The organism is Pseudobdellovibrionaceae bacterium, from assembly GCA_023898385.1.
Classification (GTDB): domain Bacteria; phylum Bdellovibrionota; class Bdellovibrionia; order Bdellovibrionales; family UBA1609.
The window spans coordinates 1,842,397-1,861,912 of sequence record CP060220.1; the positions used below are offsets into that span (position 1 = coordinate 1,842,397).

Consider the following 19,516-nt stretch of genomic DNA (forward strand, 5'->3'; position numbering starts at 1 on the left):
TTACAAAAGCCGCGTTTTTAACGACGTGGGCAGCTCAGAGATTTTTTTCGTTGCCTCCTCCGCATCACCGCTGCCCATATCCATGATTAAATATCCAATATGCGGATCCGTGGAGAGGTGTTGTGCTTGGATATTACCACCACACTGGGAAACAATGCTGTTTATCGCTCCCAACACACCAGGTACGTTCTTGTGAAGGTTGACGATTCGAGGAACTCCTTCAAGGGGCATAGCCACATCTACGGCTGGAAAATTAACCGCACCGGAGGTTGCGCCCGACTTAAAGTAACGGATGATGCTTTCAGCCACCTCATACCCTATGGCCTCTTGCGCCTCCTCGGTACTGCCACCTATGTGAGGAGTAAGAATCACATTTCTCATGTTCTGAAGTTCACTGGTGAACAAGTCCTCATTGCTTGCCGGTTCTTTTGGAAAAACATCTACAGCAGCTCCGGCCAAATGCTCTGTTTCAAGAGCTGTTGCCAAAGCGGATATGTCTACCACAGTTCCCCGACTGGCGTTCATCAAGTAGGCCCCTTTTTTCATGAGCGCTATCTCTTTTTGACCCATCATATTTTTTGTTAATGGCGTTTCGGGAACATGAAAACTTACAAAATCTGATTTTTGCAACAAGTCTTCAAGGGTCGACTCTGGGGTTGCATTACCCAGTGGCAATTTCTTGACGATATCATAGTAAATCACGTTAAGGCCCATGGCCTCAGCCAATACACTTAATTGGCTACCAATGTGCCCATAGCCTACAATTCCTAAGGTCTTACCGCGAATCTCATTGGCACCCACAGCTGACTTTTGCCAGACCCCTTTATGAGCATTCATGTTTCTATCACCCAGCTGACGCGCCAGTGCTATCATTTCACAGACCATCAACTCAGCCACACTTCGAGTGTTAGAATAAGGCGCATTAAAAACTGGTACCCCCAAAGCATTGGCGTGATCCAAATCAATTTGATTTGTACCAATACAAAAAGCACCGATCATTTCTAAATCCGGGAGACTTTGTAATATTTGAGATTTCATTTGCGTCTTAGACCGAATACCTACCGCGTGAAATCCCTGGGCTCGACTTATCAACTCCTCACCCTTAAACGCCTTAAGCTCTCGCTCCACATAAAAACCCGACTCTTCCAAACGCTTCTGTGCAACGGGATGAATGGCTTCTAACAACAACACTCGGTAAGAGTTTTTAACTGACATTCTCAACGGCCTCCTCAAATGATCTTGCACCATACATCAGACTCCTCTTGGCAGAAACGCCCAAGAAACTGAGGATGCGGCGCGCGATCTCATTGTCATGCGCTGCGTCCCACTGCCCATCTAACATTCCTGCCTCGACCAGTCTCGTGTAGGATAAGACCGACAACTATGACTCATTCTCTAGGGAGATCCTCTTGGCCGTGCGAAGACCTTGAAGCCCTTTTCAGGCGAGGGCTATCTGGGTTGGTGGCAATTGAATGACTTAAACTACCGCAAGTGGTTGGCGGAGAAAGGCCACTGGTCACAGCCTCGCACGCTCAAAATTTTCTCTTTCGAGAAGCGGTCGTTTCCAAATAGAAACCTAACTCAGGAGATGGTTTTGTGAGTTTTTTTCGAGTGCTTGCCGTTGATGATGACGACTTGGTCTTACAGAGTTTGCGCATGGCCCTTCCTGAACCATGGAAAATGCAAGGAACCAGCGACTTTAAAAATCTGCCCACAGAAAAATTTGATGCGGCTTTTGTGGATATGCATCTCACCGGAAATCTCGAAAGGGCTGAGGGTGTTGATGTCATTCAGCGTTTGCACGATCAAGATCCTCATCTTGAAATTATCGCCATGTCCGGCGACCTCGATCGCGATTTAATGGAAAGGTGCTTAAAAGCGGGGGCCTCTCGGTTTTTGGCCAAACCGCTCAACCAAGACGAAGTGGTTTTAACCTTAGAAAAAATTGAAGCCTGGTTACTCCTTCAAGACGCCACCCAATCTCGGCAAGTTCCGAAAATGCGGTGGGTGGGTTCTTCCGATCCGTCAAAATCCACGCAACGGTTGATCGCGGCCCTACGCGGCGAACCTGGTCCCATTCTCATAGAGGGCGAAACCGGAACGGGAAAAGAAGTGGTCGCTCATCTACTTAATCAACAAGACCAACGTAAACCATTTATTACGGTGAACGTGGCGGCCATACCTGAAAACCTTTTTGAGTCTGAAATTTTTGGGCACGTTCGAGGTGCATTTACGGGTGCCGATCAAAACAAAATGGGATTGGCAGAAGCGGCCCACGGCGGCGATCTATTTTTAGACGAGATTGAAGCTCTGCAACCGGCGATGCAGGCTAAACTTCTGCGTTTTTTAGAATCGGGTGAAGTGCGAAGAGTGGGATCCCGTGATGCCATTCATGTGGATGTTCGAGTGATCTCTGCCACCAATCAGAATCTTGATCAACTGGTAAAAGAAGATAAGTTTCGCGAGGACTTATTATTTCGTCTCAGTGGTGCTAAAATTCAGCTCCCACCGCTTCGTGAACGCAGCGAGGACGTTACTGAGCTTTGCCAATTCTTCTTTTCAAAGAACAAATCTCGATCAAAAACGCTAGAACCAGATGCGATTGCCGAACTCAAAGCCTACAAATGGCCGGGCAATGTTCGCGAACTTCGAAGAGTCTGTGAGCAACTGCTGCTCCTAGCTCCCCTGCCATTTATTCGCAAGCAAGATGTGTTGCGAGTTATTCACCCATCACCAGAAGGGAACACTTCCTCCGCCCCTGTGGATTTAGACCGTGGATTGTCGGGTTTAATGAATGACTATGAAAAGCAAATTATTCTCTTGGCCCTAAAAAAACACAGCGACATCGGAGATGCCGCCAAAATATTGCAGATCTCCCGCTCAAGCCTATACAAAAAAATCAAAGACCACGAAATCGATTGGAAACCCTAATGAGCGACGAGGCCCTTTGGAACCATCAAATGTACCGAGAGACCGCAGGCTGGGTCTTGCTGTTTTTTGCCGTGATTGGACTGGCTGTTTTCTTTTTGCAAAAGAGAAGTCCTAAATTTTTGGGCGCTTGGGCCAGCTTAAAAAGTTGGCTGATGATGGCCCCTTTCATCTTGCTTGTTGTTGGCTTACCCGAGCCCTGGCCGCTTTTTGCGTTGGTCATGGCGGCCATCTATGGATCTAAGACGTTTTATAAAATGGTGGGCATGTACCATCGCTCATGGTTTGTGATGATCACCTATGCATTTATCTTTCTGCTGGGTTACCTGGTCTACCATTCTTGGAATCAGCTCTATGTTTTAACCCCCATGCTGTTTTTGGCCTGCATTTCACTAGTGCCCCTACTGCGCAATTCCGCCAAGTACATGATCCAATATTTGGCCCTGTCACTGATGGCATTTATTTTCTTTGGATGGTGTTTTCTCTACACCGGTCGCCTGTTGATGCTAGATGGCGGAATCTTTATCGTTCTCTATCTTTATATCCTTGTGGAATTTAGCGAAAACGTGTCGTTGGCTGCCACTCGTTTTTTAGGAAAAACCAAACCGTTTTCTAATATTTCCAGTCGAATTTCTACTGAGGGCATGGTGATTGCCATGGTCGTCACCTTAGCCATGGCTTGGGGAATACGCCCACTTTTGCCTGACAGTTCAGAAATGTTTTGGGTTTCTGCTGGAATTATTGCCACCTTGTTTGGCCGCTTTGGTGATCTTATAATTGCAGTGATTCGTCGAGATCTGGGCATTAAAGATTCAGGAGTGTTTATCATAGGAAGAGACGACATCATTGCTCGAATGGATAAGTTGTTTTTCGTAGCACCACTTTATTATTACAGTTACCTGTATTTGACGGGGCAACTCACCCCATGAAATGGAATTACGACAACGAACAGTGGACGCAACTTCCTGCTCACCTTAAACACTTGCCTCTTTTCACAAGACACCTTGATCTGACAAGTTGGTTTTTTCGCCTTCTTTGGGCCCTGTTTTTAAAATTTGCTTTTCATTTTTACATACGATTAAAAGTCAAAGGCGACCTACGAAAAGTCCTTAACGAAAACCCTCGCCTTCTGGTCATTTCAAATCATGCAAGCCACCTTGATGCTGTTTCTATTGCTGCGGCCGTTCCCTTTTACTACTGGACCCATTTATATATTTCTGCCGCCAAAGATTATTGGTTTGCCAACCCGGTTTTTACATTTTTTTCTAAGCATTGCCTAGGGGCCATACCCATTGACCGCCAAGATCGATCAGGTGAGGCCATTCGGCTTTGTACAAACTTACTTGAGAGGCTCGACAAAATCTGGATGATTTTGTTTCCAGAGGGCACCCGCTCTAAAGACGGATATATTCATGATTTCAAGCGAGGTGTGAGCCTTTTTTCTGAGCGCACCCAGACCCCCGTGCTCTTTTTGTACATTGAAGGCAACACGGACCTTATGCCAAAGGGAGTGCTCATTCCCCGCCCCGGCCGACTGCTCATTCATGTGGGCCCTGTGCATCCGCCGGCTCCCATTGATCAGTTAAATGCCGGGTACAAAAAGTGGGTGCTTTCTATTAACCCGAAGGCCTATCCGCCTTGAAACAGGTCTCCCCTCGAACGGAAATCCAATCCCTGCGAAAGCGAAAGGTATCCCTTTCTTCGTTGCGATGCGAAAGGCATCCCTTTCGAAGAGATGCCCGTTTCAAATTGTGATAAGAAATAATCTATGAAAATCAATGACTTTGTAATCAGCGTCGCCACCGCCAACGGCAGTGGCAGTCAGTCTTCTAATACTATTTTGGTAAAGACACTTTTTCGCATGGGGATCCCCGTTGGTGCGAAAAATTTGTTTCCCTCGAATATTCAAGGACTGCCCACTTGGTTCACGATTCGGGTGAATCCCAAAGGGTATACCTCTCGACTGGCAAGTTGCGATTTAATGGTGGCTATGAACCCGGCAACCATTGAAAAAGACACCCAGGATGTCTGCGCCGGTGGCGTGTTTTTGTATAATTCGAGCTTAAAAGTGACAGCAGATTTTTTGCGAAACGATACCATCAATATTGGCGTGCCATTTAAAGACCTTGTTGATGAAGTCACGGATTCACCAAAATTGAAAAAGCTTTTAGTCAATATGGTCTATGTAGGTACCGTAGCTGCCTGTATTGGGCTTGATCGCAAAACCCTCAATGGTGTGATCAACGACCAGTTTGGCGACAAACCATCACTTATCGAATCCAATCAAAATGCTGTAGATGCGGGGTGGAACTACGCTGTTGAAAATAAACTGGAAGGTCAGTTTCCATTTTCGACCAGGGCTATTGAAAATGGCAACCAAGGCAAAATCCTCATCGACGGAAACACTTCTGCGGCCCTCGGAGCACTCTACGGAGGCTGCACATTTTTGTCGTGGTACCCGATTACGCCTTCAAGTTCTATCCCTGAATCTTTTGAGCGCTACGCGAGTCAATATCGTCGCGATCCACAAGGGAAAAAGGCCTTTGCGGTTGTGCAAGCAGAAGATGAACTGTCTGCCATAGCCATGGTTGTGGGTGCTGGCTGGGCCGGTGCGAGGTCAATGACGGCCACTTCAGGGCCCGGTCTTTCCCTTATGGCCGAAGCGGCAGGCCTGAGTTACTTTGCTGAAATTCCTGCAGTAATTTGGGACATTCAACGAGGCGGCCCCTCCACCGGGTTGCCCACACGCACCCAGCAGTGCGACCTTTTGTCAGCAGCCACGCTTTCCCATGGTGATACTCAACACATTGTTTTGATCCCAGGCAACCCAGAGGAGTGTTTTGAATTTGGCCAAAAAGCCTTAGACCTCGCAGAACAACTTCAAACCCTGGTTATTGTTCTCTCAGATTTGGATTTGGGGATGAACCTGTGGATGAGTGATGAGTTTAAACCATCGACTCAACCCTTCGAGAGAGGAAAAGTGCTAAGCAAAAGTGATTTAGAGAGTTTATCTCGAAAATTTGGTCGATATGATGATGTCGATGGAGATGGAATCCCCTATCGAACGCTTCCGGGCACGGCCCATCCCGATGCCGCTTACTTCACACGAGGCACAGGCCATGATGCGTTTGCCAAGTACACTGAGAACAATGAGGTGTACCAACAACTCCAAGATCGCCTGAAGCGAAAATACGAGACTGCAAAAGGCTACGTGCCTGAACCAAAGGTCCAACTCGAAAAAGATTCTGCCGTGGGATTGATCGCCTATGGATCAAGTGACTTTTGTGTTCCGGAAGTTTTAGAAGAGCTGAAAAACAACAAAATTGGCGCTAGCTATTTGCGATTACGAGCCCTGCCGTTTTCTGATGCGGTTCGAGATTTTATTGATCGACATGAGCGTATATATGTCATTGAACAAAACCGGGACGCTCAACTTTTGACAATTATAAAAGCTGAAATGCCTGATATGTGTAAGAGACTTCACTCTGTCACTGAATACGATGGGCTTCCGCTGTCCGCAGCCCACGTTATGGAAAAAATACTCGAGCAAGAATTGAAATTAAAAGGGTAACAACATGGCGGAAACACAAAAATCAAATGTTAATAAATTGGGGCTGAGTAAAAAAGACTACGTGGGCGCTCCGTCAACATTGTGCACCGGGTGCGGACACGATAGCGTCACCAATCATATTATCTCCGCTTTCTTTTTATCAAATATATCCCCATATAATGTGGCCAAGATGTCGGGAATAGGATGCTCGAGCAAAACGCCCACCTATTTTATGAGTCAATCGCATGGATTTAACTCCATTCATGGACGCATGGCGCCCCTTTCTACGGGAGCCAAAACTGTAAACTACCCAATGACTTTTATTGGTATTTCTGGAGATGGCGACACAGCAAGTATCGGACTCGGCGGTTTTGCTCACCTCGTTCGTCGAAATGTTCCCATGGTCTACATAATTGAAAACAATGGCGTCTACGGCTTAACAAAAGGCCAATTTTCTGCCACCGCTGACGTTGGGTCCACGCTGAAGTCAGGGTCTAAAAATCCGTTTTTAAATATTGATATTTGTTCTATGGCCATAGACCTTGGCTGTGGATTTGTTGCCCGCTCCTTTTCGGGAGACGCCAAACAGCTTGTGCCACTAATAGAAGCGGCCTTTCGCCACAAGGGCACAGCTGTCATCGATGTCATTTCTCCTTGCGTGACCTTTGCCAATCACGATGGATCTACAAAAAGTTATAACTATGTCAAAGAACACAAAAGGGCGCTTCAAGAACTGGGTTTTGTTCAACCCGAAGAGACCATATCGGTAGACTATGAAGAAGGTCAGACCACAGAAGTGAGTCTTCCTGATGGGTCGACACTTCTATTGAGCAAACTCGACTCACAAGACCATGACATTCACGATCCCGAAGGGGCTATTTCTAAACTCCACAAAGCCCGTCGCCAAGGTGAACTTCTCACTGGTCTTTTTTACTACAATGATAGAATCCCTGAATTTTCAGAAGCTGAAGAGCTCACGGCAACGCCACTGGTTCATTTGTCTGAAGACGAACTTCGACCACCCAGCTCAGCGTTATCTGAAATTTTAGCTAATTTTAAATAAAAGGAGACGACTTATGGCGAATGCCCCCAAAAACCGGCCCCACCACAAGCCGGTGGTGCAAAAGATTATTCAACCCGTAGAAAGCTTCATGGCAATGGAATCAGCCAGCGGCATCACGCTTATGGCTGCGGCGATTATTGCCATGATCTGGGCGAACTCTCCGTTTAAGGAAAGCTATCACCATTTTGTTGAAATGCCCGTAGGTTTTGCTCTTGGCTCATGGACCATGATGAAAAGTCTGCACCACTGGGTGAATGACGGACTTATGGTTATTTTCTTTTTTGTGGTGGGACTTGAAATTAAGCGAGAACTCCTAGTGGGTGAACTTTCGTCGCCAAAGCGAGCTGCCTTACCTATGTTTGCGGCCCTTGGCGGGATGATTTTCCCAGCACTTATTTATTTGGCCTTTAACAAAACGGGTATCAGCCATTCAGGGTGGGGAATCCCCATGGCCACCGACATTGCCTTTGCCGTGGGAATATTAACACTTCTGGGAAAACGAGTGCCCTTTGTACTTAAAGTTTTTCTTTTGGCCCTGGCCATCGTCGATGATTTAGGGGCCGTTTTGGTCATTGCGTTTTTCTATACAGCCGAAATTTCCACTCACGCCCTCGGTCTAGCCGTGTTGGGATTGGCCATCACCTATATCATGCGTTATGCCGGAATTCGAAAGCATTTAGTCTACGTGGTTTTGGGTGTTTGGGTTTGGCTTGGTTTTCTAAAAAGTGGTGTGCATGCCACCGTGGCCGGAGTTCTTATCGGGTTAGTGACGCCGCTTGATCGATTGTATGCCTTAACCGAACTTCCCAGTAAATTAAAACAATCTGTAGACGGATTCATTGCCGCTATTTCAGGCAACAACGGCGACGAAAACCTCACCTACGAAGCCGTGAACCATCTTGAAGACCTTCATCACACGGTTGTAGAAGCCCAATCACCCATTGATCGATTTATTCACATGCTTCATCCCTGGGTGGGATTTGTCATTATGCCTATCTTTGCATTGATCAATGCGGGGGTGACAATTGAAGGTGTGAGTTTTTCTGAGGTCCTCTCGCACAATATCACTGTGGGCGTGATCCTTGGCCTGCTCGTTGGAAAGCCCATTGGGGTTTTTCTACTCTCTTACATCGCTGTGAAACTGAAAATCGCCGACTTGCCGCAAGGCGTAACTTGGTTCCATGTTGTGGGCGTGGGTTTCCTTGCCGGTATTGGTTTTACAATGGCCCTTTTTATTAGCAATTTGGCGCTGAAGACCCCTGAGTTAGAGATTTATTCGAAGGTCGGCATCCTTACAGCCTCTGTCTTAGCCGGCATTGTGGGCTCAATACTTTTGCTCATGGGAAAAAGTGAGAAAGCTTCGGAGTAAACCCCTTCATTGACATCACTGACCCTCTTACGTATCCATGTGATCTGGGTTCAACACCCCGGGTGTTGAACCCATGGGGTCACGTAGCTCAACCGGATAGAGCACCTGCCTTCTAAGCAGGGGGTTGCAGGTTCAAGTCCTGCCGTGACCGCCAACTTTTTTGTCATTTCGACATTGGGGTGAGTTAAAAACCGTGTTGCACATATAATAATCCAGCGCAGGGGTACCATATGAAAGCTATCAATATATTAATTGGACTGAGTTTGATTTTCAGCATGGGTGGTGTGCTGGGATGCCGAAAAAGCTCTGATACGTCGAACTTAAAAACTATGCGTTTGGCCTTAGGCGACGACACGAAAACGCTGGATCCAGCAACCGCCTATGATTCGGTATCATTGGATGTGGTGCCTCTCATTTATGAGGGCCTCTATCAGTACAACTATGACAAACGCCCCGTAGAGCCCGAGCCCCTTCTCGCTGAAGGAATGCCACAAATCTCTGATGATAAGCTCACCTACACCATAAAAATAAAAAAAGGTGTGATATTTCATGATTCTGAAGTGTTTGCTAGCGGCAAAGGCCGCGAGCTAAAAGCCGAAGATGTGGTCTACGGCTGGAAACGCCTAGCCATCCCACAGTTAAAATCGCCTGGCATTTGGGTTTATGATGGCAAGATCAAGGGCTACTCTGACTTTAAAAAAATGCTGCAAAACAATCGGGAAAACATTAACGATGCGATTCACTCGCCAATTGTTGGCCTGAACGCTGTGGATGATTACACGATAAAAGTTCAACTCACAGAACCCTACCCGCAACTGATCCACATTATGACCATGCCATTTGCCGCTCCCGTGCCCAAAGAAGCGGCTGAAAAATGGGGGCAAGAAGGTCTCATTCGAAAAATGGTTGGCACCGGTCCCTTTTACTTAAAAACAATGACCGAAGGGTCCAAAATCATTTTGGCAAAAAACCCCCATTACCATGTCAAAGACCTTCCGAAACTCGACGAGATCAGCTACCAAATCATTAAAGAACCTCTGCCGGCATGGCTGATGTTTTTAAAAGGTCAACTGGATCTGTCTGGAATCCCGAAAGACAGCTACGATACCGCCATCCAAGACGACAAACATGTCTCGGAAGAATTAAAAAACAAAGGCATTTCTCTACTGATTCAAGAAAGACCTGTCTCCTGGTATTTGAATTTCAACATAAAAGATTCTCTCTTGGGTAAAAACGCTGATTTAAGACGAGCCATTGTGCGAACCATAGATCGGGATCAGTTCATTGAAAAGTTTCTCAATGGCCGCGGCGTTAAAGCCACAAGTCTCATTCCTACGGCTATCCCGGGCCATGTAACCCGCGATCATGTGCCCGGCGATTACAATTTGGCAGAAGCTAAAAAATACCTGGAAAAAGCCGGATACCCCAATGGCAAAGGACTTCCCGAAATTCGGTATGATCTCAGAGGGGCCAGCACGCCCTCTCGTCAGCAAGCTGAATACTTTAAGAATTCACTGGCTCAAGTGGGCATAAATATTAAGATCATTCCCAATTCTTTTCCGGCCTACTTAGAAAAAGAAAAAAACGGCAACCTGCAGTTTTTCATGGGTGGATGGGGTGCGGACTACCCCGATGCGGAAAACTTCTTGCAATTGTTTTATAGCAAGAACGTTTCGCCCGGCCCCAATGCCTCAAATTACGTGAATCCAGAATTTGACAAGCTCTACGAGAGGATTGCAAAAATGGAGGACTCTGAAGATCGTCGAGCTCTAATTAAAAAGGCCGAGGACCTACTTTTCGACGAGGCTATATGCTCCATGTTGTTTTTTCCAACGGCCTATATTCTTCAACATCAATGGGTCAGTAATTACAAACCAAATGAGTTGATCAGTAACATCATGAAGTATGTGGACGTGGATCCCAAATCCAGAGACACAGCCTTAAAGAAACACTTCTAAGGAGTCTGCGCTATTTTTTCGAAGTGGATTAAGAGCATCAGTTGTATACCGCTGTATTCCATTGCATTCGTGGCCCCCAATGGCCACTATTTGCTAAAGGACTCGTCGGCCTCATTTGAGCAATGGCCCACAACCCGCTGGCGGATGCTTGAAGCGAGCTCCGGACGGCCCAGCGGTAAGATTTCATTTGAACCCTGTCTGGGACAGGCGGCCATTAGCGTGCAACTTCCAGGCAACCTCCCAAACCAAAAAGAACTCACCGAGTTTGTCGTCGCCATCAGCGCCGATGCAAAATGCAGCGAGGGACACGAGCAAATTAAAGCCTTTGATCTCGAATTTCTGGATCACTTTAAGAAAAATCTCCAGCTAAAGCCGCTTAAAAAAAGTGCAAACTGCGGGTTAAATGTAGAAACTCAGTCGTTAGGTCCTCATCTTGCCAAAACCACATTCTCACTGGATCGACCTCAAGATAAGGTCTCTCTCACATTAGTTTCATTGAGCTCTGCCAACCCCAGTTCACCACCGCCCAGTGGCCCCTATCAAATAATTTCGATGGAATCCTGTTATCAGGATGACAATGGCGATCGGCTTCTTGTTTTAAATGTGAAAAATTCCTGTAGCGACTGCGATCCCAATGTGCCAGAATCCCATTGGCAGGATTACAGAACTTTTTCTGGAGTCTATGTCCAATCTCGAGTGGACAATCTTATTGGCCTCAGTGCCTATAAGAAAAAGCAGTACAAAACCGCCGCCAGTTGGTTTTCAAAGGCCGTTGAAAAAGACTCCGACTATGTAGTAGCTCGCGTGAACCTTGCAGGGTCTCTTGCTCGATCAGGAAAAGATGTTCAAGCTCTCGAACACCTCAAGGTCGCGTTGAAAGACGACCCCGAATATACCCGAAAAAAAATGAAAACAGATCGTGATTTTTCTGGAATCAAAAAAGATCCACGTTTTAAAGCTCTACTCCGATGAGAAGGGTTGCCCCGCCATAATATTTGCCAGTCGCTTTGTTTGAGGAAAACTAGATAAAACAAACTTAACAATGGCCGTGATTGGAACCGCCAAAAACATTCCAGGAATCCCCCAGACGATTCCCCAAAAAATCAAAAAGAACAACAACGTCGCTGGGTGCAGGCCAAGGCTCTTACCCATCAACTTGGGCTCTATCACGTTGCCAATTGAAAATTGAACCAGACCAGGTAGGACTACAGCCAAGGCAAAATCAAGGCCCAATCCAAACTGCAAAATGGCCACTGGAATTGGCAATAGAGTCGCAAAAATCGAACCCACACTGGGTATGAAGTTTAACAAAAAGGCTAAGACTCCAAACATAAACGCCAAATCTAAGCCCAGAAAGGCCAATATGGCCCCAACCAACACTCCTGTGGCCAACGACAATACAAATTTTGTCCAAACATATTTCGATATTTGTGTGAGAATGGTCGTCATAAACTGAGGCATATGCCCAGACCGAGCCTGACCCAGTAGCATGAACACCAAAAAGATCAGAATTAAAAAGAAGTTTCCAATTAGACCCATAAACTGACCGGTAAACCTTTGAATAACAGTAAATACCCGCGCCGTTTCCAATTCCGTTCGAAAATGTGAAAGATCAAATCCAGAAATCCCCCATTTTTCTAGCTCCACAGCCAATTCATTCATAAATTGAGTCAACCGAACATGATATAGAGGTGCACTGTCAAAAAAGCTCTTTAGTGAAACTGAAACAATAGCCACTAAACCCAACACCATCAATCCAGCCAAAACCAAGGTGAAAAGCACCGATAGGCTTCGCGGCAGTTTAAAACGATCTTCAAGATTATCCACCAGTGGGGAGACCATAAAATACAAAAACAGTGATAAAACAAATGGCACCATCACGGCTCGCAAATGCATGAGTGTGGCCGTCACCGCAATCACGGCCATTGTCGCCAAGCTCACCGCCATAACTTTGGTGTAAAATTCAGTGCTTTCAGTGGTTGATGGTTCGGTCATGCTATGGCCTCCATTGAATACAATCGACGATTGCATTCTGTTATAAAAACGCCGTCAATAACTCAGGTTTGTTTGCAACCATTTTTCGACCTGAGTGAGTGGCAGACCTTTTCTTCGGGCATAATCTTCTATCTGATCGCGCCCCAGCAAACCCACGTTGAAATAGCGAGACTCTGGATGAAAAAAGTAATATCCCGAAACCGAACTTCCAGGGTTCATCGCAAAGCTTTCTGTTAACACCACTCCCGTGGTTTTTTCAGCACTCAACAACGTCCATAGGGTCTGTTTTTCTGTGTGGTCTGGACATGCCGGGTAACCCGGCGCAGGGCGTATGCCGCGATATTTTTCTTCAATTAAATCGATATTATCGAGGTTTTCTAATTTTCCGTACCCACACCAAGACCGCACCTTAGCATGCATCATTTCCGTGAGGGCCTCGGCCAGGCGATCACCTAAAGCTTTGGTGAGAATACTTGAATAGTCATCTTTTTTATCTTCATATTCTCTGGCTAAAATGTCGACCTGATCACCCATCGTGACAACAAATCCGCCCACTACATCTCTTAACCCCGATTCAACAGGTGGCACAAAATCGGCTAAACAGTAATATTTTTTATCACCCGATTTTTCTATTTGTTGCCTTAGAAAATACAAAGTTTCAATGGGGTCTTTTTGCTGTTCATTTTCAAACAGTAGTACATCATCACCCCTGCTTTGTGCATACCACAATCCTATGGCCACCTTTGGACGAAAAATCTTTTTCTCTATGATTTTATCTAACATAGACTGTGCATCGTTGAACAACTCTGTGGCCTGAGTTCCCCATTTCTCATGTTTCAATATTTTGGGGTACACTCCCTTAAGCTCCCAAGTCCAAAAAAACGGCGACCAATCAATGTAGTTTCTCACTTCATCTAAATTGATATCTTCATCTGTAAAGGCCCTAACGCCCGTCCATTCAGGCCGAACCAGGTTTTCAGGTGCCCACGGGCTTGCAAACCTTAAGGCGCGTGCCTTTTCGATGGAAAGGAATTCTTGACTGGCCTGGCGATCGAGATGTTTCTCACGAATTTTGGCTTGATTCTTTTTTAGACTCTCCACGTAGGTTGGAGCTTTTTTTTCTGAAAGTAACTCACTACATACACCCACGACCAAAGAGGCATCAATAACATGGTCAACGGCCCCGTCATAGGCGGGAGCAATCTTGATGGCCGTGTGAGCCTTGCTTGTGGTAGCGCCACCAATTAACAGTGGCACTGTAAAACCCTGACGTTTCATTTCACTGGCCACGTGGGTCATTTCATCAAGCGAAGGGGTGATCAAACCACTCAGCCCAATGACATCCACATTTTCTTCTCGGGCTCGACGCAAGATTTCCTCAGCCGACACCATTACGCCCAGATCAATCACTTCATAGTTGTTACAAGAGAGGACCACACTGACAATATTTTTGCCAATGTCATGCACATCACCTTTTACCGTAGCAATAAGAAATTTCCCCTGGGCGGTAGATCCCCCTAAGGCTTCTTTTTCTTCTCGCATATAGGGTTCTAAATAAGCCACCGCACGCTTCATCACGCGAGCGCTTTTCACCACCTGTGGCAAAAACATTTTGCCGGCGCCGAACAAGTCGCCCACCACTTTCATTCCATCCATCAATGGGCCTTCTATCACAAGCAGTGGACGCCCCAAGCGTTGTCTGGCCTCTTCCGTATCTTTTTCTATGTAATCTGTAATGCCTTTAACCAAAGAATGTGAAAGGCGCTCGAAAACATCAAGGCTTCGCCATTCATCTTGTTTTTTTGCCTTTACCTCATCACTGGCCTGTGACTTGAGGCTTTCTGCCAGTTCGATAAGTCGCTCGGTGGCATCTGGTCTTCTGTTTAACAAAACATCTTCAACACACAAAAGTAGTTCTGGCTCTACTTCTTCATAAACCTCTAACATTCCCGCGTTGACAATTCCCATATCAAGTCCCGCTGATATGGCATGAAAGAGGAAGGCTGAATGCATGGCTTCGCGCACAGGATTATTGCCACGAAAAGAAAATGAAATGTTGCTAACCCCACCACTGGTTAAAGCCAACGGGCAGCACTTTTTTATTTCTCGCACTCCCTCGATAAAATTCACCGCATAGTTGTTATGCTCATCCATTCCGGTCGCCACAGTCAAAATATTCGGGTCAAATATAATATCTTCTGGCGCAAAACCCACCTTGTTTACGAGAAGGTCATAGGCTCGTTTGCAAATTCGAACCTTTTCTGATTTTTCCGTCGCCTGTCCGGTTTCATCAAACGCCATGACAACAGCAGCCGCTCCATAGCGCTTGAGCAACTTGGCTTGCTCCAGAAAGGCCTCTTCCCCCTCTTTAAGGCTTATGGAATTCACAATGGGCTTGCCCTGAATACATTGAAGTCCCGCCTCTAGCACTGACCATTTAGAACTATCGATCATGATCGGAACGCGAGCGATATCTGGTTCTGAAGCCACTAAATTCAAAAATCGAACCATACTGGCTTCACTATCAAGTAACCCCTCATCAAAGTTTATATCGATGATATTGGCGCCATTTTCCACTTGTTGGCGAGCCACAGAAAGAGCCTCATCAAAGTTGTCTTCTTTAACTAGACGAGCAAATCGCGGTGACCCCGTGACGTTTGTTCTCTCTCCGACCATAACAAATGGAATATTTGACCCCACTATATTAAACGGCTCAAGACCACTTAACCGGGTGCCCCTTGGGATATTTGGTCTATTTCTTGGCGAAATGGATTTTAAATTCTCGACAACGGCTCGAATATGGTCTGGCGTGGTTCCACAACATCCACCCACTAAGTTCAAAAAGCCACTATCGGCAAAATCCTTTAGCAGATGCGAAGTTATGGCCGGGGTTTCATCGTACCCCGTGGGAGCAAGCGGGTTGGGAAGGCCCGCATTGGGGTAACAGCTAATGTAGCAATCAGCAATTTGCGACAGCTCTTCGATAAACGGCCGCATTTCTCTTGCGCCCAATGCGCAGTTGATCCCCACACTGAGCGGCTTTACATGTCTTACCGAGTTCCAAAAGGCTTCCACGGTTTGCCCCGAAAGGGTGCGGCCTGAATTGTCAGTGATCGTCACTGATATCATAATTGGCAAATGATGCCCGGAATCCTCGAAGTACTTTTCGATAGCAAAAAATGCGGCTTTGCTATTGAGAGTGTCAAAGATCGTTTCAACAAGAAGAATATCTACTCCGCCTTCAACAAGTGCTTGCGCCTGCTCATAATAGGCCTGAGATAGCACCTCGAACGTGGTCGCGCGAAAAGCCGGGTTGTTCACATCTGGTGACATAGACAATGTTCGATTGGTGGGTCCCATGGCCCCGGCAACAAAGCAGTGCCGCGAGGGATCCTGCCTCATTACATCTTCAGCCACTTCTTTTGCAATTTTGGCTGATTGGAAATTGATGTCATATACAGCTGTCTCAAGTCCGTAGTCCGATTGGGCCACGGTGGTGCCACTAAAGGTGTTGGTCTCAACAATATCAGCACCGGCATCAAAATATTGCCTATGTATAGTTTTAATGATGTCCGGGCGGGTGATGGACAATAGGTCGTTGTTCCCTTTGAGGTCTTTGGGGTGATCTTTAAAGCGATCGCCACGAAAATCAGCCTCACCTAGCTTATACTGCTGAATCATTGTGCCCATGGCACCATCAATAAAGACAATTCGATCTTTTAAAAGTTCTGCGAGTATTTGGTCGCGGCTCATAAATCTATTTACTGTTTTACCCTGGGGAGATCACTTTGCAGTGCATAAGCTACCATATCAATTTTTGATTAGCGAGATCAGTTGTTTCCTAAATTTTCCATCTTGCACCCAAGTGCCAACAGTATGCCCCGGCTCGTCATAGGACCACAAATACTTAGGCTCTACCAGATCTGAAAAAATTTGCTCTCCATGATGAAACGGCACAATGGGGTCGTTTTTTGAGTAAATCAAAACAACAGGGGCTGGCGGTAAATTTTTAAGACCAGGACCTCCTGGTGAATACTTGTCGACTATCAACAAATACGTGAGGGGCTGTAAGGGCCAGGTTAGCCAATGCAGAGCCAATTTCTCTTTCGCTATTTGTCGATAGGAATAAAAGGCACTCTCGACCACAACTAAAGAAGGCTTGACTCCCAAATCAGGATCTTGAAGAGCCTTTAATAACAGTGATCCCCCCAAACTCTGCCCGTACACGATGAGCGGTAAATTTTCTTTTTGGCTTCGCTGAAAGGCCCATTTCAGGGCCGCTTTGGTGTCTTCGCAGATTCCTTCCACATCGGATTCACCAGAACTGCTACCATACCCACGATAGTCGAAGGTGACAAAATCATATCCTTCTTTTATGAACCAAACCAAATTTCTATAATGACTAGTCATATTCTCAGCATTGCCGTGGAACTGAATCACTAGCCCCCTTGGCTTGTTGTACGCCGTATGCCAATTCTTGTTCTTCTTATTTTCTAGGTAAGAAAAATACCAATACGACAACTGAGTGAGATCCTCGCTGGCAAAACTTCCCTTTTCAATGACAAACCCGTCCATCTTATAAAATGGATATTCTACTCTTTCTGGGTAAAAAAATAGACCCGTACATCCCACGCAAGAGATTAAAACAACTAGAATAGTCCAACGTCCTACCAAAACACTCGTCCTCTAAAGAATTGTATAATATCGAGCCAACACTCCCGCTTCAAAAGAAGTGTCTTGCCAATGGTGATCCCATTGCACCTCCAAATTTCGTGAAAGTGAATAATTCAAGCGATAACCCCATCGAGGCTCGATATTATTCGTATCTCCTGAAAAATACCGCAAATAGTTGGCCTCCAACAGCATCCGAAAACTGTCAGACAAATAGGTCAGCTGTCGAATATCAACAGAAGCCCCTAACCCGACCCGTTCATTGAGATGATCGCTCCACTGTCCATTGAGATTTACAAAGCCCATTAAAATGCTCTTTCTAAAACAATCCAGATCATAGCGAAGGCCCATGCCAAAAAGTGAATTCAAGGCTGTATTTCGTCGATCGGCTCCCAAAGTCTCTAATCCTGCTGAGAACTGCCATGAAACGGGAAAGCTAAAAGTATTCACGGGACTAGCCGAGATCAAATCGACCACGACAACTTTGTCTATGACCAGACGATCAAAAGCCTCTGCATAAGTGGCAGTCACACCCAGCGCATTCACCTGTGTTCCCGCCGAGTGCCCCAACGGATTGGACATTAAATCGTGGTAGGCCAAGTAAAGCCCTAGATAAGGCCTATTTCTTTTTCCGTTTGTTATCGCCCCCACCTCAAATCGAGCTGAATCATGGCCATGTGCCGGCGACGTGCTCACATCCTTGTTTTGTGGAGCCCAGACACTGGCCTGTCCCAGTCTGGATCTGGCGATTTTCAGGCTGTGCATTTTCTCCTGCACCGGTCGAAGGGCCTCTTTACCAAATGGGGCGACTTTAGTTTCCCTCACAGCAAAATGACTGAGAGCAACTTCAAGCGAGCGAACCTTTTCGATCTTGCTCAGCCCCATTTCGTCCAATTGGGCCGGGAGGATTTGTCCCATTGACAAGTCTTTAGCCCACTTCGACTCTTTATGTGTGAGTTGATTGGCCTTTTCGTTTAGAACTGTCGATAGAGATGGCCGATAGGAAATCTCAGAAATTATCCCCGCCTCAAGTGCCACCCGAGTGATGTCCCGGGGCGGGACCAACACATGAAATCTATCTGTCAAATGAAGTGAAGGCCGCGCGGATTCTAATACAGCCAGAAGCAATAGCGCACAATTCTCGTCAAAAAAGTAGTAATTCAAATACGTCTGCTCCAACTCGAGCAGGTGTTTAACTAGAAAATCCACCTCAGACGGGTTTAAGTTTATGTGGTACTCCCAAACGTCTCGGCCCTCTAGGTTCGCATAGTCTTTTAATTTCTCATGAAAAGTTATCATTGAAAAAATGCCTGGGTGGCCCCCGGCCAATCCTTTCAAGGCGAAAATTACGCCTCCCCCTTCATTCACGCCAGAAGCGGCATAGCTTACACCATAATTGAGCAAATCACGGTCGTCATCATTTCCCTTGGAGTGAATTTTAAAAAATGTATGACCAAAACTAGATGCGGCATTGTTGAGATATGCATCTGCAAAAATAAGTGTGATGGCCTCCGCATCCAACTTTTTTATCCAGGCCCGCCTCTGCTCACAAGGCTCCAAGGCAATGCCTCTCTCCACTAGATTTAGACGCCTTACCAGCCAGTCACGCCTAGCTAAAAAACGGCACTGAACCTTTTCTTTTTCATCCGTTTGCTGAGAATCAGTATACATCCCTCGTATGGTGGCGACGAGCTCTTCCTGAGGTGAATATTTTCCGTTTGAAGATACAAAGTATCCAGGACCATCTATCATCGACCGATATCCACCTAAAAGAGTTTTGCGATAATACCCTAGCAATAGCCACTGACGGTCGAGAAAAACTTTTTCTTGATCAACTTCGGCGAGAACAGCCTGAAGTTGGGATAGATGCTCCGCTGAATGTGCAGCGACGGTGGGGCCTATTGTCAAAAATGAAAATAAAAAAGCGGTTTTCCAGTTCATCACTCCCCTTTACCAACGGCCAAGGGGAGTGGCAAGAAAAC

13 protein-coding genes and 1 tRNA gene are annotated in these 19,516 nt (G+C 46.2%); 9 read left to right on the top strand and 5 right to left on the bottom strand.

The features are described 5' to 3' along the window. Positions 1-1,215, bottom strand: a complete 1,215-nt coding sequence (gene serA / locus H6626_08250; protein ID USN46215.1) for a phosphoglycerate dehydrogenase — start codon at positions 1,213-1,215, stop codon at positions 1-3. A gap of 441 nt (positions 1,216-1,656) precedes the next feature. Between serA and H6626_08255 the strand changes: the two genes are divergently transcribed. The 9 genes from H6626_08255 to H6626_08295 all read left to right on the top strand — a co-directional run bounded on the left by H6626_08255 (position 1,657) and on the right by H6626_08295 (position 11,840). Continuing rightward, positions 1,657-2,931: a sigma-54-dependent Fis family transcriptional regulator gene (locus tag H6626_08255; GenBank protein ID USN48984.1), complete on the top strand. Its 1,275-nt coding sequence runs from the start codon at positions 1,657-1,659 to the stop codon at positions 2,929-2,931. Further along, positions 2,931-3,857 (top strand): phosphatidate cytidylyltransferase, encoded by a 927-nt coding sequence (locus H6626_08260; protein USN46216.1) that lies wholly within the window; start codon positions 2,931-2,933, stop codon positions 3,855-3,857. Before H6626_08255 ends, H6626_08260 begins: the two co-directional genes overlap by 1 nt. Beyond that, positions 3,854-4,570, top strand: coding sequence for a 1-acyl-sn-glycerol-3-phosphate acyltransferase (locus H6626_08265; protein USN46217.1), 717 nt, complete (start codon positions 3,854-3,856; stop codon positions 4,568-4,570). Before H6626_08260 ends, H6626_08265 begins: the two co-directional genes overlap by 4 nt. Before the next feature lie 126 nt (positions 4,571-4,696). Continuing rightward, complete coding sequence (locus H6626_08270) at positions 4,697-6,499, top strand: 2-oxoacid:acceptor oxidoreductase subunit alpha (protein ID USN46218.1); 1,803 nt, start codon at positions 4,697-4,699, stop codon at positions 6,497-6,499. Positions 6,500-6,503: 4 nt separating this feature from the next. Beyond that, positions 6,504-7,541 (top strand): 2-oxoacid:ferredoxin oxidoreductase subunit beta, encoded by a 1,038-nt coding sequence (locus H6626_08275; GenBank protein USN46219.1) that lies wholly within the window; start codon positions 6,504-6,506, stop codon positions 7,539-7,541. A 13-nt stretch (positions 7,542-7,554) separates the two neighbouring features. Next, positions 7,555-8,910, top strand: coding sequence for a Na+/H+ antiporter NhaA (gene nhaA / locus H6626_08280; protein ID USN46220.1), 1,356 nt, complete (start codon positions 7,555-7,557; stop codon positions 8,908-8,910). A gap of 77 nt (positions 8,911-8,987) precedes the next feature. Continuing rightward, positions 8,988-9,064, top strand: a tRNA-Arg gene (locus H6626_08285). Between the two features lie 76 nt (positions 9,065-9,140). Beyond that, positions 9,141-10,868: a hypothetical protein gene (locus H6626_08290; GenBank protein USN46221.1), complete on the top strand. Its 1,728-nt coding sequence runs from the start codon at positions 9,141-9,143 to the stop codon at positions 10,866-10,868. A 219-nt stretch (positions 10,869-11,087) separates the two neighbouring features. Further along, positions 11,088-11,840, top strand: coding sequence for a tetratricopeptide repeat protein (locus H6626_08295; protein USN46222.1), 753 nt, complete (start codon positions 11,088-11,090; stop codon positions 11,838-11,840). Here H6626_08295 and H6626_08300 read toward each other — a convergent pair. From H6626_08300 to H6626_08315, 4 genes are read right to left on the bottom strand one after another with little or no spacing between them, the layout of a single operon-like run. After that, positions 11,829-12,863, bottom strand: coding sequence for an AI-2E family transporter (locus H6626_08300; GenBank protein USN46223.1), 1,035 nt, complete (start codon positions 12,861-12,863; stop codon positions 11,829-11,831). The two genes, H6626_08295 and H6626_08300, sit on opposite strands and share 12 nt — an antisense overlap. A 54-nt stretch (positions 12,864-12,917) precedes the next feature. Next, positions 12,918-16,616, bottom strand: a complete 3,699-nt coding sequence (gene metH, locus H6626_08305) for a methionine synthase (protein USN46224.1) — start codon at positions 16,614-16,616, stop codon at positions 12,918-12,920. A 57-nt stretch (positions 16,617-16,673) separates the two neighbouring features. Then, positions 16,674-17,537, bottom strand: a complete 864-nt coding sequence (locus H6626_08310) for an alpha/beta hydrolase (GenBank protein ID USN46225.1) — start codon at positions 17,535-17,537, stop codon at positions 16,674-16,676. Between the two features lie 12 nt (positions 17,538-17,549). Further along, a complete protein-coding gene (locus tag H6626_08315; protein ID USN46226.1) occupies positions 17,550-19,475 on the bottom strand; it encodes a DUF4105 domain-containing protein in 1,926 nt (641 codons plus the stop codon). Between the last annotated feature and the right edge of the window lie 41 nt (positions 19,476-19,516).

Coding starts and splice junctions, on each gene's coding strand:
- H6626_08290 (USN46221.1), top strand. CDS start 9,141: ATGAAAGCTATCAATATATTAATTGGACTGAGTTTGATTTTCAGCATG.
- metH (USN46224.1), bottom strand. CDS start 16,616: ATGAGCCGCGACCAAATACTCGCAGAACTTTTAAAAGATCGAATTGTC.
- H6626_08260 (USN46216.1), top strand. CDS start 2,931: ATGAGCGACGAGGCCCTTTGGAACCATCAAATGTACCGAGAGACCGCA.
- H6626_08265 (USN46217.1), top strand. CDS start 3,854: ATGAAATGGAATTACGACAACGAACAGTGGACGCAACTTCCTGCTCAC.
- H6626_08255 (USN48984.1), top strand. CDS start 1,657: ATGGCCCTTCCTGAACCATGGAAAATGCAAGGAACCAGCGACTTTAAA.
- nhaA (USN46220.1), top strand. CDS start 7,555: ATGGCGAATGCCCCCAAAAACCGGCCCCACCACAAGCCGGTGGTGCAA.
- serA (USN46215.1), bottom strand. CDS start 1,215: ATGTCAGTTAAAAACTCTTACCGAGTGTTGTTGTTAGAAGCCATTCAT.
- H6626_08315 (USN46226.1), bottom strand. CDS start 19,475: ATGAACTGGAAAACCGCTTTTTTATTTTCATTTTTGACAATAGGCCCC.
- H6626_08300 (USN46223.1), bottom strand. CDS start 12,863: ATGACCGAACCATCAACCACTGAAAGCACTGAATTTTACACCAAAGTT.
- H6626_08275 (USN46219.1), top strand. CDS start 6,504: ATGGCGGAAACACAAAAATCAAATGTTAATAAATTGGGGCTGAGTAAA.
- H6626_08270 (USN46218.1), top strand. CDS start 4,697: ATGAAAATCAATGACTTTGTAATCAGCGTCGCCACCGCCAACGGCAGT.